This window comes from Reichenbachiella faecimaris (assembly GCF_900176375.1).
GTDB lineage: Bacteria > Bacteroidota > Bacteroidia > Cytophagales > Cyclobacteriaceae > Reichenbachiella > Reichenbachiella faecimaris.
Genome location: NZ_FWYF01000001.1, coordinates 807,347 through 827,762, shown reverse-complemented (window position 1 = coordinate 827,762; position 20,416 = coordinate 807,347). Strand labels below are relative to the sequence as shown.

General features: G+C 40.2%; 18 protein-coding genes. 7 read left to right on the top strand and 11 right to left on the bottom strand.

Features of this window, described 5'->3' with window-relative positions; all coding sequences use genetic code 11:
- Window positions 1-86: 86 nt before the first annotated feature.
- Complete coding sequence (locus B9A58_RS03500; protein WP_139793724.1) at window positions 87-611, top strand: DUF1579 family protein; 525 nt, start codon at window positions 87-89, stop codon at window positions 609-611.
- Window positions 612-653: 42 nt separating this feature from the next.
- On the opposite strand, the gene B9A58_RS03495 is transcribed toward B9A58_RS03500, so the two are convergent.
- From B9A58_RS03495 to B9A58_RS03465, 7 genes are all read right to left on the bottom strand, one after another.
- Window positions 654-1,139, bottom strand: a complete 486-nt coding sequence (locus B9A58_RS03495) for a YfiR family protein (RefSeq protein ID WP_084371028.1) — start codon at window positions 1,137-1,139, stop codon at window positions 654-656.
- A gap of 123 nt (window positions 1,140-1,262) precedes the next feature.
- Window positions 1,263-1,844 (bottom strand): GNAT family N-acetyltransferase, encoded by a 582-nt coding sequence (locus B9A58_RS03490; protein ID WP_084371027.1) that lies wholly within the window; start codon window positions 1,842-1,844, stop codon window positions 1,263-1,265.
- Between the two features lie 162 nt (window positions 1,845-2,006).
- The gene (locus tag B9A58_RS03485) at window positions 2,007-3,995 is read right to left on the bottom strand and encodes a TonB-dependent receptor plug domain-containing protein (protein WP_176214666.1); all 1,989 of its coding nucleotides are present in this window, start codon (window positions 3,993-3,995) and stop codon (window positions 2,007-2,009) included.
- 79 nt (window positions 3,996-4,074) lie between these two features.
- Window positions 4,075-4,572: a YfiR family protein gene (locus B9A58_RS03480; RefSeq protein WP_084371025.1), complete on the bottom strand. Its 498-nt coding sequence runs from the start codon at window positions 4,570-4,572 to the stop codon at window positions 4,075-4,077.
- 36 nt (window positions 4,573-4,608) lie between these two features.
- Window positions 4,609-6,756: a HAMP domain-containing methyl-accepting chemotaxis protein gene (locus tag B9A58_RS03475; RefSeq protein WP_084371024.1), complete on the bottom strand. Its 2,148-nt coding sequence runs from the start codon at window positions 6,754-6,756 to the stop codon at window positions 4,609-4,611.
- 342 nt (window positions 6,757-7,098) lie between these two features.
- Window positions 7,099-8,505: an aldehyde dehydrogenase family protein gene (locus B9A58_RS03470; RefSeq protein WP_394334425.1), complete on the bottom strand. Its 1,407-nt coding sequence runs from the start codon at window positions 8,503-8,505 to the stop codon at window positions 7,099-7,101.
- A gap of 8 nt (window positions 8,506-8,513) precedes the next feature.
- Window positions 8,514-10,157: an acetolactate synthase large subunit gene (locus B9A58_RS03465; protein ID WP_084371022.1), complete on the bottom strand. Its 1,644-nt coding sequence runs from the start codon at window positions 10,155-10,157 to the stop codon at window positions 8,514-8,516.
- A gap of 138 nt (window positions 10,158-10,295) precedes the next feature.
- Here B9A58_RS03465 and B9A58_RS03460 point away from each other — a divergent pair, with 138 nt between their 5' ends.
- Window positions 10,296-11,138 carry a sterol desaturase family protein gene (locus B9A58_RS03460; protein ID WP_084371021.1) on the top strand — a complete coding sequence of 281 codons (843 nt, stop codon included), beginning with the start codon at window positions 10,296-10,298 and terminating at the stop codon, window positions 11,136-11,138.
- On the opposite strand, the gene B9A58_RS03455 is transcribed toward B9A58_RS03460, so the two are convergent.
- Window positions 11,118-12,386: a type IX secretion system plug protein gene (locus B9A58_RS03455; RefSeq protein ID WP_084371020.1), complete on the bottom strand. Its 1,269-nt coding sequence runs from the start codon at window positions 12,384-12,386 to the stop codon at window positions 11,118-11,120. The two genes, B9A58_RS03460 and B9A58_RS03455, sit on opposite strands and share 21 nt — an antisense overlap.
- Window positions 12,387-12,516: 130 nt before the next feature.
- On the opposite strand from B9A58_RS03455, the gene B9A58_RS03450 reads away from it, so the two are divergent.
- The 5 genes from B9A58_RS03450 to B9A58_RS03430 all read left to right on the top strand — a co-directional run bounded on the left by B9A58_RS03450 (window position 12,517) and on the right by B9A58_RS03430 (window position 17,802).
- Window positions 12,517-13,065: an RNA polymerase sigma factor gene (locus B9A58_RS03450; RefSeq protein WP_084371019.1), complete on the top strand. Its 549-nt coding sequence runs from the start codon at window positions 12,517-12,519 to the stop codon at window positions 13,063-13,065.
- The gene (locus tag B9A58_RS03445; RefSeq protein ID WP_084371018.1) at window positions 13,052-14,419 is read left to right on the top strand and encodes a hypothetical protein; all 1,368 of its coding nucleotides are present in this window, start codon (window positions 13,052-13,054) and stop codon (window positions 14,417-14,419) included. Before B9A58_RS03450 ends, B9A58_RS03445 begins: the two co-directional genes overlap by 14 nt.
- Before the next feature lie 11 nt (window positions 14,420-14,430).
- Complete coding sequence (locus B9A58_RS03440) at window positions 14,431-15,705, top strand: LVIVD repeat-containing protein (RefSeq protein ID WP_176214665.1); 1,275 nt, start codon at window positions 14,431-14,433, stop codon at window positions 15,703-15,705.
- 121 nt (window positions 15,706-15,826) lie between these two features.
- A complete protein-coding gene (locus B9A58_RS03435) occupies window positions 15,827-16,081 on the top strand; it encodes a DUF4212 domain-containing protein (RefSeq protein ID WP_084371016.1) in 255 nt (84 codons plus the stop codon).
- A 56-nt stretch (window positions 16,082-16,137) separates the two neighbouring features.
- A complete protein-coding gene (locus B9A58_RS03430) occupies window positions 16,138-17,802 on the top strand; it encodes a sodium:solute symporter family protein (RefSeq protein ID WP_084371015.1) in 1,665 nt (554 codons plus the stop codon).
- 13 nt (window positions 17,803-17,815) lie between these two features.
- Here the strand turns inward: B9A58_RS03430 and B9A58_RS03425 are convergent, their stop codons facing one another.
- From B9A58_RS03425 to B9A58_RS03415, 3 genes are read right to left on the bottom strand one after another with little or no spacing between them, the layout of a single operon-like run.
- Entirely contained in the window at window positions 17,816-18,811 is a 996-nt protein-coding gene (locus B9A58_RS03425; protein ID WP_084371014.1) for an SUMF1/EgtB/PvdO family nonheme iron enzyme, read from the bottom strand.
- Window positions 18,812-18,828: 17 nt separating this feature from the next.
- Window positions 18,829-19,857 (bottom strand): SUMF1/EgtB/PvdO family nonheme iron enzyme, encoded by a 1,029-nt coding sequence (locus B9A58_RS03420; protein ID WP_176214664.1) that lies wholly within the window; start codon window positions 19,855-19,857, stop codon window positions 18,829-18,831.
- A 10-nt stretch (window positions 19,858-19,867) separates the two neighbouring features.
- On the bottom strand, window positions 19,868-20,233 hold the full coding sequence (locus tag B9A58_RS03415; RefSeq protein WP_084371012.1) for a SpoIIAA family protein: 366 nt from the start codon (window positions 20,231-20,233) through the stop codon (window positions 19,868-19,870).
- Between the last annotated feature and the right edge of the window lie 183 nt (window positions 20,234-20,416).

The window sequence follows — 20,416 nt, the reverse complement described above, 5'->3', positions numbered from 1 at the left end:
TAATCTAAAGCGTTTATATAAAGGCAGAAACTCTAAGGGAGAATAGCTGTCTGACTGTTCCTATTCAGAATCAAAAACTCAGAACCATGAAAAGATTGCTTTTAATGACTTGTGTTTCATTTATGGCAACACTCAATCTGTTTGCTCAAAATGAAGGCCTCAAAAAAATAGATTTCTTTATAGGCGAATGGGAGCTGACCACCAAGGCCAGTCGACCAGATGGCTCAGTGATGATGGGCAAAGCGCGGACAAAGGCTTATTATATCTTAGACCAATCTGCCATTCAGGACGATTTCTTCGCTCTTGATGCCAACGACAAGATAGTTTTCAGAGGCACCAGCATCCGAAGTTTCAATCGCCAAAGTGGTAAATATCAGATCGTGTGGGTGATGCCCGGAATGACTGGGATTACTGATATTTCAGGCGTGATGTCCAATGGGAAATTGGTAACTACAGGAAAGGGCTACGATGGTAATGGAGAGTTTCTTGAGCGCTTTGAATATTACAATATTGAACCCAATAGCTACTCTTTCAAAATGGATAGGTCGTATGACGGAGGGAAGACCTGGTTGGTTAACTTCTCAAGCTTTGAAGCAAAAAAAGTGAAGTAGTCGAAACTACTTCACTTATACATTTTTCTATTTGCTACTGACTCAGAGCGACTCTCCTAATGAAGCCAAGCGCTTGCTTGGAATCATACCTTTGATTGAGATAGACTGCTCGTTCATTATATATTTGAGTTTACCTTCAGAGATGTACACTACGGCATTGGCGCCTTTTTGTATGTGTGCTTTCTCCTCGCTTACTAGCAGAATACTTTTCTCGTATAAGCTGGCATAAAGTGGTTTGATCAAACCACCTTGCGCTTTTGATAGATAAACCAAATGACAACTGGCGGCTTCATTGGTGTTGTTCAATTTTACAACTTCAAGGTTTTCTTTGCGAGAAGCAAATCGTACCAGTTCATTGTAAATGGGCGAATTACCCATCACACCAACTTTGATTACAGAAGGACTATTGGGCCAAACAATATATTCGGTAAACTTGTATACAAGTAATGCCTTGAACTTGTCCGAATCTTCTGAGAAGGCGGAAAAACTCAAGATCATACAAAGTACTGCAACTACAAATGATTTCATCTTCTGATTTTTAGCGGTTGACAGAAATCAGTTGATTTACCAATTTCTACTTTGCAAAGATGAAGAGATAAGTAACACCTATCAATAGGGTATTCTCCGAATTTCATAGGGTATATGCGTAAATTAGGTACTACGCATAAACCAAAGAGTAATCCCTTCGCTCTTATAATCCCAGGTATGATACACTTCAAAGCCAAAGCGCTCGTACACCCTTTTGTTTTTGGCTATGGAAGTTTCCAGATAAATAGGTAGGTTTTCTTTTTCTGCTTCTGCAAAAACGGCCTTTTGAAGTTCATGTGCTGCACCTTGCCCTTTTCCCTCATCACTCACACCAAAAAACCAGAAGTACATAAAGTCTCCAGATTTGGGTCTTTGCTTCTTTACGTAGCTGTCCCTTTGGAGTACTTTAAAAATGCGTTCGATTCCAATGGCAGTAAAAGCCAGAACTGCCTGATTCCAGTAGTCCATCAAATTTTCTTTATGACTATTGAATCTGTAGCAAACGGCCACGCCAGTACGGTCAGAGGAGATGAAAATGGCATTTCTTCTGAGTGCTGTTTTGAATACGTATCGTGCCAGCCAGCGCATTCTTTGGGGTTCATGTTTGTCGTTTTTAATGACAGACAGCACGCTGGGATTGTAAGGAAAGGACTCAGCAATGATGTCTATGACCAGGGCTTCGTCGGCTTTGGTGGCTTTTTGCATAGGTAACTTATCAAAGCCGCTAAATTAATCGTTCGGATGGAGATTACTAATATAAAAAGCCACCGCAATGCAATGGCTTTTACCCCTCAATTCACCCCTGCTTTATATTTTCAAAATATGTTTATGGCCGTTTTATTAAATCTGGATTCCTATAAAGCCAAATTACTTTGTAAAGCTGTATTTAGCTTTGATTATAAATTCGCGGCTAGCGGCTGGTAATGGCGCATGACTACTGTTGTACGGTTGGATAAATGCATAATCATTATTTGTCAGATTGTAAACGCCAGCGCCTATTTGAAGACCAGGAATAAATAAATCCTTATAGAGCATATATAGGTTTAAAAAGGTTTCAGCATCAAAGTTTTGAAGAACTGGATCGTCACTCGCATCTGCCGTAGCGTATCCATGTCTTTCGCCTAAGTAGGTGATGGTAGGATTAATACTAAACTGATCTGTGACTTTAATGCTTGCCAGCAGATTGGCCTTGTTTTGACCAAAACCTAGTAGCTCATCATCGTTTCCATCTACGGAATAGGAGGCCACCTTATTGTTGCCTGCAGCAGTGTAAAAGCTATAGTTGAAACCGACAGATCCCCAGTCTCCTCTGTATTGGTAATCTACTTCAATACCTCTGGTTCCTGTTTTGTCATAATTTGTGTATCCCTCTTCATCTGTGGCTACGTCATAGAAATAGACTATTGGATCATTGATCAGAATGTTGTAAAAATTAGCAGTTAGCAGCATGTTTTGAGTCATCTGATATCCAGCTTCCAATTCAAAAACAGTAGTTGTTTCAGCTTTGATGTCCAAATTGGCATCTATGTTTTCTATACTTGGCGCTCTGAATGCCTGGCTGAGTAAAAGCTTTCCATGAAATTTATCAATCACTTTGGTAATACCAATTCTTGGTACGAAGGCAGATCCAAACTGCTCGTGCTTATTGTATCTGGCACCTACTGTGATTAGTGCAAAGTTGGTTTTGAATAGGCCCTGAGCAAATGCACTGAAGTTGTAAAAAGAGAGTGACGTACTGTTGTTACTGGCAAATTCATAGCCAGTTTGACTTTCTGCTTTGTCATTGTAGTATTGCATACCACCAATCAAATTCGTCTTTTCACTGATTTGACTATTCAATACAACTTCGCCTAAAATTTGGTTAATCGTTTTGTCATAGTATATATCCAAGTCTCTGGCAGTTTGATCATTTTGAACCCAAGGCTTTTGAGACTTGTATTGGATCTTAGGGGTTACAGTTAATTTTTCTGAAATTTTCGCATCGTATTTTACTTCGCCATAGATACCCTGAAACTTTATATCCGTAGTCACAGGGAGGATCGCATCGTACAAATCGCGTTGTTCCAAATTATAATCCTCAAAAATGAATCGAGTACTCAAGTTGTTCTTTTTGATTCCTGCATTGATCATGGTAGTTCTAAGTCCAGAGTTATCTTTCATGTCGTAGGCATCTCCGTAAAGGTCTGTGTAAATTCTATCGCTTCTATTACCATCTCCTATATGGAACTTAATATCATAACTAAGGTCTTCTTTGGCTTGACCAAACATGACATCAGCTTCTCTTCTACCGAAAGTGTTTTGCATTTGTCCATATTTCAAAGCCAAACTACCTCCATTGAGGTCTTTTCCTTTTTTCGTATGAATATTGATTACGCCAAGTTCGGCATAGCCGCCATAGGTAGCAGACCCTGGGCCTCTTATGATTTCAATTCTGTCAATTTGTTCCAGGGGGAAGTGATTGCCAATTTGTGAGGTAGCATAGCTTCTTTCATTCATTTCCTGACCATCTACTAGAATTAAGATTTTACCCTCATGACCCCAATTGCCTCTCAGTCCAATACCAACTACACCTTGCACATCAACGCCAAACTCAAATCCTGGTATGGTTCTTAAGACATCTATCAGATCCCGGGCTCCTGATTTTTGAATGTCCGAACTTGTGATTAAGGAAATAATGCCTGGAGACTCTCTGGAGGTCAATGCTTGTGTAGATGCAACAGTTACTTCCATATTCATCAGCTCTTCTAGCGACATTTCAAAAATGTCCTCGTCTGCAACCTGCCCAAAGAGATTTGAGCTCACTAGCGTAGATAAACCTAGTACGCTGTAGAAAAAAATGTTTGTTAATTGCTTCATGATATTTTTGTTTGGGGTGTGTTCGTTCATGCGATCTTCCGAAAGCTTGAAATTCAACAGTCTAAGGGTTTTTCTTTGGTTAGATGGTTTTACCCAATGCCAATAATTTAGAACTAGGTATCATTTTTTTGTCTCTGATACTTTTTTCGCTAATAAGGAATCTTAGTTTCCCACTTTCCAGATAGAAACCAATGTCTGAGCCTTTTCCGGTGAGGTCACTATTTTCAGATACCACCAAGACGCTCTTGCCACCTATTGCCGAATTATAAGCACTTACTTGATTGTCAATTGACTTAGGTAGAAAAACGATGTCGCATTTATTGACATCGCCAGGGCCCGCTATATCCAAAACGGTCATATTGCCTTTGGAAGCAGCAAAATTGGACAACTCCTTGGATACGTCTGATTTGCCTGCTACACCAACCGTCACATTTTTTTTGCCAGATGGCCATTCGATGTATTCTGCAAACTTGTAAATAAATAGTGCTTTGAATTTGCTCTCCTGTGCCTGACTCTGAAAAGAAGAAAGAATCCCAAGTATAAGTGCTAATCCAAATACAATTTTATTATGCTTCATTGAGTTTAGTTTTAAGTCTTTCTTAATCTTGATCTCTTACTTTGCTAATTTGAACTTACTCACACTGTCCTTAAGGGCTGTTGCCACATGAGTCAATTGTTCGGATTTTTGATTGTAATTTTCCATTCCAGAAGAGAGTTCTGTTGCCGAACTGGCAACTTCTTCCGTACCTGCTGCGGTTTGCTCTGCTATGACCACTACTGATTCCGTGATAGAAACTACCTTCCCAATATCGGTTTGTTGGAATTGAGTAGCGTTTACAATTTCTTCTGAGTAGGATAGGGTGCGACTGGTCGAATCAGCTATCTCTTTAAATACTTCTGACGCTTCAGTAGAGGCTTGTCCACCCACTTTTACGCTTTGATTCATGGTTTCCATTACCTGAGCCGCTTGTTCAGTATCTTTCTGCACGTCGGCTACAAGTGTTTCAATTTCTCTAGCGGAACTTCTTGAGTCTTCTGCCAACTTACGAATTTCTTCGGCCACCACTGCAAATCCTCTGCCGGCATCTCCAGCCTGAGCAGCTTCAATGGCCGCATTCAATGCTAATAGATTGGTCTGTGAAGCAATTTCCGTAATCACTCCCAGTACCCGTGTGATTTCTTCTGACCTCTGTGTTAAGACCTTAATAGAGTCATTGGTTTTCACTGAGTAAACAGAGATTTCTTCCATACTGGTAGCCACGTTGTCTACCATTTCCTTACCCTTTTTGCTACTCTCTACGCCTGACTTAGCTGCTTCATTGATGTTGGAAGCTTTACTTCCCATTTCATTGGAAGAGTTTCTGATGCCTTCTACAAGGTTGGATGCTTCATCCACTTTTACCACTTGGTTTTGTGCCCCTGCACTCATTTGACTTATGGCTGAGGCAATTTCACCAGTGTTTGACGACATTTCCTCACTGGCGTTGAGCATTTCTGTAGAAGCCTCTTCTACTACTACTGCACTATCTGATATTTTTAGTAGGAGGTCATTCAAATTGGAGGTGGCTTTGTTCAAGTTACTGACCAATGTATAGATGTCTCCTTTTGAGTCCAATAAATACTTGTGCGTCAAATCGCCATCGGCTAATGCTGTTACGATTTTGTTTACCTCAAGAATTGGGGTAGCTATTGAGTGCAAGAGGTGATTGATCGTTTCGCTCAATTCAAGCCATGCACCTGCTTTTGCTTCAGTGGATATGCGTGTATCCAGGCGACCATCTTCTCCCGCGGCTTTAACAACTTCATTGGTTTCGTTGATTACCTTTTTGAGATTGGTTCTCATAGATAATAAGGCATGTCCCAGTACATCATCTTCACTCAATGCTTCAAAATGTGCTTCAAGATTTCCTTGTCCTATTTCACTTGCGAATTCGGAGGAGGACTTAAACCCCAGTATCAATGAATTGATTCCATGACTCATTTCTCCAATTTCATCATTGTTCATCGCTGTTATAGATTCAGGAATAACACCTCGTCTTATTTGACCTATTTTTACCTGCAGGGCTTTTACCGGTTTGGTGATATTTCTTGACAACCAACCTGAGATCACTAAGCCAAACACTGCCCCCATGAGGCCAAGGATAAAAATGGCTACACTGAGACTAGAAAAAGACTCCTCCATAGTTGCACTGATAGTGCTAGTTTCAGCTGATTTTAGAGCCATAGTGGCGTCTAGTTTTTCTATTAACTCATCACAGATAGGAATGATATTGCCCTCTACTAAATCCTCACACACAAACAGTGTCATGGCATCTTCATAAGCCAGCGCAGTATTAAGACTTTCCATAACCGTTTTTTGATCACTTAATATGCCTTCGAATGTTTCTAAAATGGAACCAATTACTTCTGCTTCCTCCGGATGGGTTGTGGTAATGATTGCTTGAAGCCTTTTTTTAATTATTGGATAGGTTTCATTGTGTATAATCCTTAATTTTTCTTTGTCTTTTTCGTATCGACTCACATATACCCAGTTGGTGGAGTAGGCTTTGCTGTCTTTTATAAGGTTACGAAAATCACCATACGTGTTGAGTGTGGGATAGACATCTTTTGATACCTTGTTAAGCAAATCTATGCTATTGTTCAGCGTACTGTAGGTGTAGAGGCCATTGAGTATGATTACGCCTATAAGAACGTAAAAGCTAATTCGGATTTTTCTTCCGATTGTAAAGTTGAATGTAATCAGATGCCTAAGCTCCATCATTGTTTTGGTTCTGTTTTGTACCAACTTTAAGTTACTAAAATCGAAACAAACTGAGTTTATAATTGCTAATTCTCTTCAAACAAAGTGTATTTGAGAAATAACTTTTACAAAAGTACAATGGTGTCGTTGAGTAAGACAATAAGCGGAACTACTCAATTTTGAAATAGGAGAATATACGGATAGATATATGTAGGTACAGATAGGTAAAAAACCTGTTTCGAGTCTTAATGGGGTAGTTGAGTATATCAGCGTCTTTAAAATGTAGCTGAATGGACAAGTAGCTATAGATAACTCCCGCATCTGATTCAACAAACCAACTAATGAGAAAAGGAATTTAGTTCATTATAATACTTCGCTTTTAATGACCATGAGTTTTTCGCGTGTCATATCGTGCATAGAGTGAGGGATACTTCCTAACCCAAGTCCAGAGGCATCTCTTCCTCCAAAAGGCATCCAGTCCACTCTGAATGCCGTGTGGTCGTTGACCATTACCGCTGTAGCGTTGAGTTTTCTTACGGTATCTAGTGCGACATCTATGTTTTTGGTAAATATGGATGATTGAAAAGCAAACTCTAGTGCATTTGCTTTATTGATAGCCTCTTGTCGATCAGTATAAGAATAGACACAAACCACAGGGCCGAATATTTCTTGTGTGGACACCTTGCAATCGTCTGAGGGATTAAGCAGAATGGTGGGTTCATAGAAAGTGTTTGATATTTTTTGCCCACCACAAATAACCTTCGCACCAGCTTCTTTGGCTTCAGCAACCCACTCATGGACGCGGTCTACCTCTCTTGGTAGGATGAGAGGCCCCACTTCAGTCTCTTTTTTTAATGGATTTCCAGATATTAATGCACGAACTTGTGTATCCATTTCTTCTACTACTTCATCTACGATTGATTCATGGACGAAAATACGCTGTACAGACACGCAGACTTGACCTGCATGATAAAAACCTCCTTTGACCAAAGCAGGAATCATAGATTTGATTTCAGCATCAGGCTCAATAATGACAGGAGCAGAACCTCCATGCTCTAAGGCACATCGAGTACCTGGAGCAAGTTTGGATCTCAGATACCAGCCCACCTTGGCAGAACCAATGAAAGAAAAGAAGTTGACCTTTGGGCTTGTGACCAACTGTTCTGCTACATCATTATCACATGGCATGGCTGTGCACCAGCCTTCTGGGAGGCCTGCCGACTCAAATATTTCCACTAATAGTAGGCAGGTCAATGGTGTAGTGGGGGCAGGTTTGATAATGACGGGACTACCTACAGCAATAGCCGGAATAGTCTGATGTATGATTAAGTTGATGGGATGATTAAAGGCGCTTACTGAAGCTACCACACCAATGGGCTCTCGCATGGTGTAGGCCAGTCTATTGGCTGACGACACGGTGTGACCCATGGCTACTTCTTCGCCTTTCAAGTGTCCCATATTTTCTATAGCCAGCTTGACCCCATTGATTGCTCGTTTCATTTCTACTTCTGTATCCATCCAAGGTTTTCCACCTTCCATAGCTGAAATTTGAATGATTTCCTCACTTCGTTCTTCCATCAGAAAGGCAATGTTTTCAAGAATTTCCACCCTTTTATACTTTGGAAGCCATTTGGATTGATCCAGAAATAAGCCAAGCGCTCTGTCAATGGCATTGCTCATTTCTTTACTGGTAGCCAGCGGGATTTCTTTGATTAAAGATTGATCGAATGGGGCGTATACAGATAGTGTTGACATGGTGCTAGAATTGATAAATTGGCTTAGAGTGCTTTTGCTTTTTCTTTGATTTTGACATTGAGGATGGCATGATTGAGAGAGTAGTCTACTGGGCAATCAATCACGTGAACGCCTTCCGTATTTAGGCAATGATCCAGTGTTTTGCTAAAGTCTGCGTCACTTGTGATTCGGTGACCAAAGGCGCCATAACTTTCAGCATATTTCACGAAATCAGGATTGGTATAATCCAGCCCAAAATTGTCGAATCCCATGCCTTCTTGCTTCCATTTGATCATGCCATAGGCATTGTCATTCAGAATGATCACTACTACATGGAGTTTTTCTCTCACAGCAGTTTCTAATTCCTGTGAATTCATCATAAATCCGCCATCACCACATACAGCAATTACTTTCTTGTCTGGATGGATGAGCTTGGCGGCCATTGCTGAAGGCAATCCGGCACCCATAGTTGCCAGTGCGTTGTCGAGAAGCAAAGTGTTAGGTTCGTAGCATTTATAGTTTCGTGCAAACCAAATTTTATAAACCCCATTGTCAAGTGTCACAATACCATCTGACGGCATGATATTTCGGATTTCATTGACAATGCGCTGAGGCAGCATAGGATACCTTTCGTCTTCAAAATACTTAGAAATATGAGACTCGACCTCCTCATCTACTTTCTTGAAGAAGCTAAAATCCCAGTGGCTTTGCCTGGTGATTCCTTCCATAATATCCCAAACGGATGCAGCAATATCACCCAGCACATCTAGATCTGGAAAGTAAACCTGATCTACCTCGGCAGAGAAGAAGTTGATATGGATGACCTTCTTTCCACCATGCTCCATGAAAAACGGAGGTTTCTCTATCACATCATGTCCTACATTGATGATCAGGTCTGCTCTGTCAATGGCATAGTGTAGGTAATCATTGGACGAGAGTGCGGCCGTACCCAGGTGCTGGTCGTGCCTATTGTCAACTACACCTTTTCCCATTTGGGTATCGAAGAAATAGATGCCAGTTTTTTCGATTAGTTTCAAAAGTGCGTTGCCAGTTCTTTTTCTGTTGGCACCCGCACCAATGAGAATAAGTGGCATTTTTGCCGCCTCTATCATTTGTATGGCCTCCTTGATAGCCTTTGGGTCAGGTGCTGGTCGGCGTACCTGAGGTACATCAAACAAAGGTTCTTCGGCTGTTTCTGCTGCCACGTCTTCTGGTAATTCGATATGAGCCGCTCCTGGTCGTTCCTCGGAAGCCAAACGAAAAGCCTCTCTGATGATTGATGGGATGTTGTTGGCACTTACTACTTGCCTAGTGTATTTTGTAATGGGTCGCATCATATCTACGACATCAAGAATTTGGAACCTACCTTGTTTGCTTTTTTTGATGGGCTTCTGGCCTGTAATCATCAGCATAGGCATAGCACCTAATTGCGCATAGGCAGCAGGTGTTACCAAATTAGTAGCGCCAGGACCTAGTGTAGATAAGCATACTCCTGGTTTACCCGTCAATCGTCCGTAGGTAGCTGCCATAAATCCGGCACCCTGCTCGTGTCGGGTCAATAGGAGTCTAATTTTAGAATCCTTTAATGAATTCAGTAAGTCTAGGTTTTCTTCTCCAGGAATCCCGAAAATGTATTCTACTCCTTCGTTTTCGAGTGCTTGTACAAATAAATCAGAAGCTTTGGTCATGTTATTTTGTGTTTGGCTTGATCTACTTTGAATTTAAGACTTTAGCTTGGACGTGCCAAGTGTATAGATGATTTTGTGTACTTGAAGGGCGAATGATCGGTATTTTTACTTACCTTAATATTGAAATTATGCATCAAAATGGAAAAATTCATTGATTTTTTTACAAATGTTCCCCTTTGGTTTCGAGCTACAATTTTGATAGGAGGGCTGGTTGTTTTTTGGATTCTGGAAGGTGTCATTCCCCTTTTTAGGTTTCAATATAAAAAGGTGAAACATGCTGGCATTAATCTATTCTTTACCATGACTACTATGGTGATTGGGTTTGGAATGGCCAGTTTGTTGTTGCTTGCCTCTGATGCTGTGGCCAATAATGAATTTGGACTGTTGTATCTGATAGATATGCCACTGTGGCTTCAAGTTGTTGTAGGTGTGTTATTGTTGGATTTGATTGGTGCTTACCTTATCCATTGGGTAGAGCACAAAGTAAAATGGATGTGGAAATTTCATCTGGTGCACCATACAGATACCACCATTGATGTTACCTCTGGACTCAGGCACCACCCTGGTGAAACAGTGTTTCGCATACTTTTCACCATTATGGCAGTGATTGTCATAGGAGCGCCCATGGGCATCATCATGTTGTACCAAAGCTTGTCAGTGCTTTTTGCACACTTGACTCATGCGAATAGCTCGCTATTTGGAAAGTGGGATAGGGTCATGTCGTATGTGGTTGTGACACCCAACATGCACAAAGTGCATCATCATTTCACCCAGCCTTGGACGGATACCAATTACGGAAATATCTTTTCTGTGTGGGATAGAATATTTGGCACCTTTCAATATGTAGATGATATGAGTGAGGTTAAATATGGTATAGATACGCATATAAAACCTGAAGAACATGCAGAGTTGGGGAACCTATTGGCTATTCCGTTTCAAAAATACAGAGTACCACCAGAATCAAAATTTGGTTCGGAATGAATAATACCCTACTACTTTATCCGCCAAATCGCTAAATGATTTGTGATAAACAATGATGTCATAATTGTTTTCAGTCTGATAAAAAGAACCTTGTAAATCATAGGGATCATCACCATCTACCCAATAGATGTAGTCATACAATCCTTGCTTCAGCAGTACCTTAGAACTGTAGACTTGCGTTTCAGTATTGTATCTCAATAAACTTTTATCATCTTTTTGGTAATCATTGAAGCCACCTAGCACATATACAGGATCTGGTAGTGGGGCTGATTTTACCTGAAACTTGGTCAGTAGGTAATCGCAAGCAAGGTAATCTCCCATAGCTTCAGTTGATGCAATGATGAATCCTCCATTTTTGTCTTGCGTCTGTGAGTAAGCCTCTTGTTTGCGGCTTTTACCCATATTGACGGTAGCTTCTCTAGGATTTGCGTCTGGGTTGATGTGTGAAACATAAGCTCCTCTATAGCTATAGCTTCTCAAATCGGCCATTCTGAACTCATTACCTCCTTTGAAATTGTTTTCCATATTGAAATGCCTGTATTCAAGAAGTGACTTATCTCTTCTGATGGCAGTAGGTTGCAATCCCTCCAAGGTATTGTCCCATCTTTGATTTTGCCTGATCACAATTTTGAATTCAGTGCGAGGGTTTGAGGCTTTGATTCTACTATGAATAATATCAAAATCTATCTGCTGATTAAAGTCTCTTTGCATGACTCCAGTTGATATTCTGACGTTGGGTTGGATGCTGACGTTGTGGTCAAATACAATATACCTTCTTGTGAATAGCACATCTTCTTCGTCATTATTTTGATAGACTTGAATGATGTAATTGCCAGTTACTTTCACTCTTGGTATTTTAAACCAATAGTTGACATACAGTGTTTTGGCATTTATAGAATACTCAAAGTCGCGGAGATCAAAGCTGTTGTAGTCGTACAAAAACTCGATATCGTTCAGTACAGATTTAGTCCAGTCAGCATTACAGTGAACGATTTTGGCCTGCACATCAATGTATTCTTCTAATAGCAGATCAAATTGCAGTAGCAGAGATTCCACTTTGCTTCTGGGGACAATGGGTGCTCCTAGTTCTTGATCAGGGTTGTTTGTAATGGGATAGAGCTGTACCACTCCGACAAATGGCTCATATTTTTTGTTCTCGTATACAATTTCTTTTTGCTGAGCGATGCAAATAGGGCTAATTTTTGCTAGTAGAATGGTAACAATGAAAAGGCTAAGGCTAAATTTCATAAACTGGAATCAATAAAGGTATCAACGAAAGTACATTGGATTATTTTGAATAAAAATAATTTTCATTCCAACCCTTTGCATGGGGGTCGTGTCTTAACAGCAAACCAAAACAAATTTTCATTCCTGGAGAATGGCGATAGACGAAAATAAACTTATCAAAGGTTGTGTCCGAGGAGATCGAAAAGCTCAAGAGCAGCTGTATCGGCAATTTTCGTCGAGCATGTTTGCTATTTGTCTCAGATATACAAAAGCACAGCAGGAAGCTGAGGATGTGTTGCAAGAGTCGTTTATCAAAGTTTTCAAACAAATAAAAAACTATAAGGGAGATGCCCCTTTAGTGTTTTGGATCAAGCGAATTGTGATCAACACGGCACTTAACTCACAGAGAGGTAAGCTGTATTTGTATCCAATGGTGGATGTAGATGATCTGAAAGAGTCTCAGGGACAACAGCAAGAAGTCTCTGACTATACCATGAACGAATTGATGGCCATGGTGCAGGCTTTGCCGGGCAGTAGTCAGGTTATTTTTAACCTGTATGCCATAGAGGGTTATAAGCATCAGGAGATAGCTGAGATGCTAGGTGTATCAGTAGGTACCTCAAAATCACAGTATTCTAGAGCAAAATATTTGCTAAGAGAGCGAATGAAGGAAAATAAGAAGAATTATGGAAAAGGCTAATTCGACATTTGAGGAACAGTGGAGCCAGTCTTTAGCCAATGCTGAAGTGACTCCGCCAGAGCAAGTTTGGGTGGCGATAGATGGCCACCTCGCCAATGAGCAAGCCCTGGTTTATAAAAAACAAGCAGATTTTTATCGTTGGGTTGCTGCTGCTTGTTTGTTTTTGATTACGCTTGGAGGAGCTTTTTTCTGGATGAACGACACCTCAGAGATTCCATCTGATTTAGCTAAGAATGAAGATAGATCTGTTTCCAGGCCATCACTAGAGGAAAACGCTTTTTCTTCCTCAAAAGCCTTAATCTTGGAGGAAGAAGATAAGGTAGAGTTGAAAGAATTAGATCAGGCAATTGAAAACGTACAGCCTACTTTGGTAAATGCTTCTGCTAAAAGAATAAGTACCCCAGTGTTGACACAAACAGAACCAGCATTTATTCCTTCAACTGGCACTAAACAAGTTAAATCCCTGAGCAGATATGCAGCAACCCATCAGACGGTGTTTAATGCCCTGTCAGCTAAGTCAGTTGAACTGGCATCTGCAATAGAGCCTTGGGAAGCAGAACATTTGTTTGGTGTGGCAAGAACATGGGAGACCATTGCACCTAGCAAAGTAGTGAGTCCACTATGGGCAGGAGTGAGCTTTTCTACTGGCTCATTTGATCCTGGGTTTGGCAAGAGTTCAGGAGGGGACATGGCTTTTGCGAGTCAGGAGGGAATTTCCAATGATAGTTTTGTTCGTAGCCAAACGGCCAATCCTGTTTATGCTAGTGGCCAGTCTGTTGCAGGCGGTCTGAATTTGGGTAAAAAGTTTGCCAACCGTATTGTTATAAGCAGTGGGTTGCACTACAGTGCTTTTAATACTGGGTCTAGCTCTAGTCAGCTGGTTTCTGATCAGCAGGACAACACTTATGCATTGACTAATGAGAGAAATGACAGTAATCTGGAGAGCGCCCTGTCTGATGGAAATTTGAGATATGAAGGCCAACAGGTTCAGCTTGCTAATGAATATCAGTATCTGACCATACCAATCAAAGCTGGTTATGTACTGTTGGATAACAAGTTCAATATTACACTCAATACAGGATTATCCAGTAATATTTTGGTCGATTCAAAACTGGTGTCAGAAAGTGATGCTCAGAATTTGAATAACGACTTTAGTACTTCAGGCAGTTATGAAAGCGTTTATTTCAATTTCCTGACCAGCGTCGAATTCGGATACATATTCAAACGTCATTATCAGCTTTTACTTGAGCCTAACTACAATCAGGCATTGACAGAATTTACCAATGCAAACCATACGGATAAAGCAAAACCCAAAAACCTGGGAATAGCCATAGGATTCAGATATAATTTCTAAACCAAATGAACATGCGTACAAATCGAATGACGACTAATAGTCTAAAAGCCCTAAGTAGGCTTATTGCTTCAGGTATATTGTATTTACTCATGCTTTTCATTCTGGGGAGTTGTGACGACAAAGCGTGTGATACGGAGATGATCACTTATTACGAACCAGTTTTTGTCCCAAGGTCGGAAGTGGTGAAGGATGCAGAGTTTGCAGCTCCACAGCTGATAGAGAATCCTGGAAAAATCTACTACAAGGATGAGTATTTGTTTATCAATGAGATAGATCAAGGGATACATGTCATAGATAACAGGGACAGGTCAAATCCTGTTGAAATTGGATTTGTGGTATTGCCAGGGAATAAGGATTTAGCTGCTAAAGGCAATTTCTTATATGCTGATAACTATACTGATTTGGTGGTATTGGACATCAGTGACAAAACCAATATTACTGAGGTCAATAGAATTGAAGGTGTTTTTGACGCTTATTACTATTACACGGAAGCAGACGGCATGCTCATCTCCTATACAGAAGTGCAAGAGGAAATAGAAATTGATTGTGATAATGAAGACTGGATGTATTATACAGATGACTTGGTGTTTGCTAGTGCAGAATCAAATTTGGCACGAAACAGTTCAGGAGCAGGAATAGGAGGGTCTTTGGCGCGGTTCACAATTACAGATAATTTCCTGTATACCGTCAATGAATACCGTCTTAAGCTATTTGATATTACTGTGACAGACAGCCCCATAGAAGGCAATAGTGTGGATTTGGGATGGGGAATAGAAACCATTTTCCCCTATGGCGACAAGCTGTTTTTTGGCGCACGATCTGGCATGCATATCTATGATAATTCAAATCCTGCCGAGCCAGTATTTATTTCTACTTATGAGCATATCAATACCTGTGATCCAGTAGTGGTTCAAAATGACTTGGCTTACGTAACACTTCGATCAGGGACTGAGTGCGAAACTTTTACTAACCAATTGGATGTCATTGATATTTCGGACGTGAGCAATCCTGAATTGGTCATTTCGCATGACATGGATAATCCGCATGGTCTGGGCATCAGAGGAGACTGTTTATTTATCGCAGAAGGGGAATATGGACTGAAGGTCTTTAATGCGGCTGATCCATTGAAAATTGGAGAAAATTTGACCGCCCATCACAAAGAGATACATGCTTTGGATGTCATTCCTTTGGATGATGTTTTGTTCATGATTGGTAATGATGGGCTGCATCAGTACCAATACGATTGTAATGATCTATTTACTTATATCAGCACGATCAACTTTTAATGATTCGGTTTATTTGATTAGTAGAGGCTGGCTCATTAGAGTCAGCCTTTTTTGTTTGATAGGGGTTTGAATTTTAGTATGTCAGTTTTATTTGTTTAATTGGTAGTTAAACTTAAATCTCATGATCGATCAAAATCATAAATCTTATTGGAATAAAAACTTGAAATACTTAGCTGTACTGCTGAGTATTTGGTTTTTGGTTTCTTTTGGATGTGGTATCCTATTCGTAGATCAGCTCAATGAAATAAGAATTGGCGGATTCAAACTTGGGTTTTGGTTTGCTCAGCAAGGGGCTATTTATGTTTTTATAATTATCATTTTCATCTACGTCTACCTTATGAATAAATTGGATAAGACCCATGGTGTAGAAGAATAGCCAAGTATTGCAACATTACCCCAAGAGTACAATTACAAAACGCAATACTATATATCATGAATGTACAAATCTGGACTTATCTAATCGTTGGAGTCACCTTCGTCCTATATATCGGAATAGCCATTTGGTCACGTGCAGGCTCTACCAAAGACTTTTATGTAGCAGGAGGGGATGTCTCTCCTCTAGCCAATGGGATGGCTACAGCTGCTGATTGGATGTCAGCTGCTTCTTTTATTTCAATGGCAGGGTTGATCTCTTTTATGGGATATGATGGAGCCGTTTATCTGTTGGGATGGACAGGGGGCTACGTGCTGCTTGCGCTGTTACTAGCACCTTATCTCAGAAAGTTTGGGAAATTTACTGTTCCAGATTTTGTAGGTGATAGATACTATTCGCAGACGGCCAGATCTGTAGCCGTGTTTTGTGCCATATTTGTGTCATTCACGTACGTGGCAGGTCAAATGCGAGGTGTGGGCGTGGTCTTTTCCAGATTTCTGGAAGTAGATGTGACGACAGGTGTGATTATAGGCATGGTGATTGTGTTTTTTTATGCCGTGCTTGGTGGAATGAAGGGGATCACTTATACTCAGGTAGCTCAATTTTGTGTGTTAATATTTGCGTTTATGGTACCAGCCATATTCATCTCTATCATGATGACAGGCCATGCCATACCGCAATTGGGTTTTGGGAGCACACTCAGTGATGGAACTTATTTGCTGGACAAGTTGGACGGTCTACACGAAGAGCTAGGATTTGCTGCCTATACCATTGGAAAGAAAAGCACCATAGATATATTCTTTATCACGGCTGCACTTATGGTAGGTACAGCAGGATTGCCCCATGTAATTGTAAGGTTTTTTACAGTGCCTAAAGTCCGTGATGCAAGAGTCTCTGGAGGATATGCACTCTTACTGATTGCTATATTATACACTACTGCTCCGGCCATTGCAGCTTTTGCCCGGACAAATCTGATCAACACTGTCAGCAATCAAGAGTACAAGGCCTTACCAGAATGGTTTGGCAAATGGGAGGAAACTGGCCTGATCAAGTTTGAAGACAAAAATCAAGATGGACGAGTTCAATATGTAGGAGACGTAGAAAAAAATGAATTGACCATTGATAGAGATATCATGGTATTAGCCAATCCTGAGATTGCCAACTTGCCTGATTGGGTGATTGCACTAGTGGCAGCAGGAGGACTGGCAGCAGCCTTGTCTACTGCAGCTGGATTGCTGTTAGTCATCTCTACATCCATTGCGCATGATTTGGTAAAAAAACAGATCAATCCAAATATTTCTGATAAGGGAGAATTGGTGGTGGCCAGGGGAGCTGCAGCTGTGGCAGTTGTAATCGCTGGTATTTTCGGAATATATCCGCCAGGTTTTGTGGCTCAGGTGGTAGCTTTCGCATTTGGATTGGCAGCCTCATCTTTCTTTCCAGCCATTATCATGGGAATTTTCAGCAAGAGAATCAATCGAGAAGGTGCTGTGGCTGGTATGGTAATAGGGATGCTGTTTACAGCCTCTTATATTGTCTTTTTTAAGTTCATAAGCCCTGAACTCAATACAGATGAGAATTGGTGGTTTGGGATTTCACCTGAGGGTATTGGTACGCTGGGGATGATATTGAACTTCTTGGTTTCTGGTATAATTTCGCACTTATCTCCAGCCCCACCTCAAGAAGTACAGGATATGGTGGAGCATATTAGATATCCTAATTAATTCCAAAATCCATTTATCTTTTTGCTACTTCCACGAGGCATCTGAAGCCCACATCAGTTTTATATGACTGTGTATAATCTTCTTCGAAGAGAGCTTCTTCCGTATTTGAAGTCAGATAGCTGCCTCCAATGGAGTATCCTTCAGCAACTAGCTCTTTTACATTGCCATAAAGGTTGTAAAAACCTCTCTTATTTGGCTCGAAACTATAGATGTATTGAGGCATTTCAATTGGGATGCCTTGATTTTCGTACTTCAGATTTACATTATAACTGATAAAAGATGCCTTGAGAAGCATTGATTCTGTTGCAAACCTTTTTTTGATGATATCTTCTTCAAGAAATTGACTGCCCTTTTTTGTCACTTCGTGGGGAGCAATTCTAATTTCGTCAATAGGAGAACCTGCTGCAACCAGCCATTCTTCTTTCGTTGGGAGTCTGCCAATGAATTTGTATTTATTGGGCTCGTCCATCAGCATTTCTTTCAGACCAACATTCAACTGTTCTGCACGCCATTTACAATACGTTTCTGCAGTTTCAAATGACACAGCTAGTACAGGGAAAAAAGAAAATTCTGAGTTTTTGTAATAGTTTAGCACATATTTATTTTCCTGCTTGGGTATGTAAGTTCTGTCCTTATACCTACCAGAGTCTCTGACCATAAAGAACAAGAACTCCTCAAAATGGATATTGGCTACTTCAGTCTGGTCTAGGAATTTACCTTTAGCTATTGGGAGAGTACCAGGTGGCACAATATATCTCTGATTATAAAGTTCTGAATCTTTGTATTCTGAATCTTTCCATGGGTCGTATTTGCCATTATAAAAAATGGACTTTTCCGAATATTTATTAGCCACATAGACCTGCATCATTTCACCTGACTCATCAGGGTTATAGGTATAGATAGGAATGCCAGTTCGTTCACTACAGCAGCCTGGCGCAAAACTCACTGGATGTAAATCCTGTGCCAAAGTGAGCGCAGGAAAAAACAAAAAGAGTAATATTTTTTTCATAATAAGGTATCTAGCAATTAGCGGACAATTTTTGTTATGCACCTAAATCCAATATCAGTTTGGTAGTCGAAAGTTTCTGTATGTTCGTGCAGTTCAACATGTGTGTTTTTTGATTTATAACTACCTCCTATGGCGTAACCTTCATTTACAATTTCTTTCACATTTCCATACATATTATAAGTGCCAGAGGTTCTTGGCTCAAATCCATAGATGTAAAAAGGGATTTCCTTATTAATGGCAAAATCAGTTCCATGATCTAGATTTACATTGTATCCATAGACAGTTTCAGATTCCAATATTTTCTTATCAGCAAAGCCATTATCTACCACATCGTTTTTGAGAAACTCCAACCCTTTTTTACTTATTTCATAAGTTCTGTCTTCTATTTCTTTGGTGCTATGACCAGCAGCTCTTTTCCACTCATGTTCAGTAGGTAAGCGCCCCACATATTTATATTTCTTATAAGGACTTTCGTTCTCTAGAAACACCTGCAATCCTTCATTGAGGTTTTGTGCCCTCCAGTCGCAATAGGTTTTCGCACCCTTAGGGTTGATCCCTATTACTGGAAAGAAGTAAAACTCAGGGTTGTTGTAATAGTTTTTCATGTACTTCTCATCAAGTACTGGCAGGTAAGAGTCATGAATATCCTGTCCTGAATCTCTTTCTACAAAGTGCAAGAACTCCTGATAGTGAATATTGGCGACCTCTGTGGCATCTATATAAGTTTTCTTGAATAGTGGAATGGAGTGAGGTGGCACAATGTATAGTTGATAATATAGTGCATTGCTTTTGTTTTCCTTTTGTTTCCATGCATCAAAATAACCATCATAGAAAATGGATTGTTCAGAATATTCGTTCGCCTCGCCTAAGAATAAATGATCGATTTCATAAACACGGTTATAAGTGTAAATCTCACGATCCGTAACTTCAGAAACGGGTCCTGGCGAATTGGCTTCTGGGTGCTTTTTATTTTGAGCAAATGATGCCTCTCTGCTTAAATAAAGACAGGCAGAGACGAGTACCGCTGAATATATAAACGACTTCAATATTGTGTTTTTAGTTGCTACAAATCCATTCTACAGCTTCGTCCATCTGACCATAATCAAAACGTTTAAGTTCTGCTTTCACAAAGTGGCCAGCAAGGCCTGGAAAGGATGAAATCAAATTGTTCTCAGTCATGAACCCAACTTTACCTATCACCTTGTGATGGTCTTTAATGAATTTCAAATGGTGAAAAAAACTATCCAAATTATCCCACCCAGGAAACTGTTCTACTTTGATGATCAGGCCAGATAGCTGTCCAAATTCTTCGATGTATTGATCTACTTCAGTGGTCAGATTTTCTATATCAAAAACTGAAATAGGACCTGTTACCAAAAGAATTGCGTAGCCTTTATTTTTGTTAAGACTTAGATTAATCATAGATGAAATTTGATGATTGCTGCGTTTAAAAATACATGAATTAATTTGAAAATCCAGCAACCAAAGAACCGCTATTCGACGAATGACTAGAGTAAATTTTTCTAAAGAAGGCAATTCTTGGGATCGTAATAAGTTTTGTTTGTTCCGTACAGGATATGCAACTAGACAATCTGTGTTTTTCGG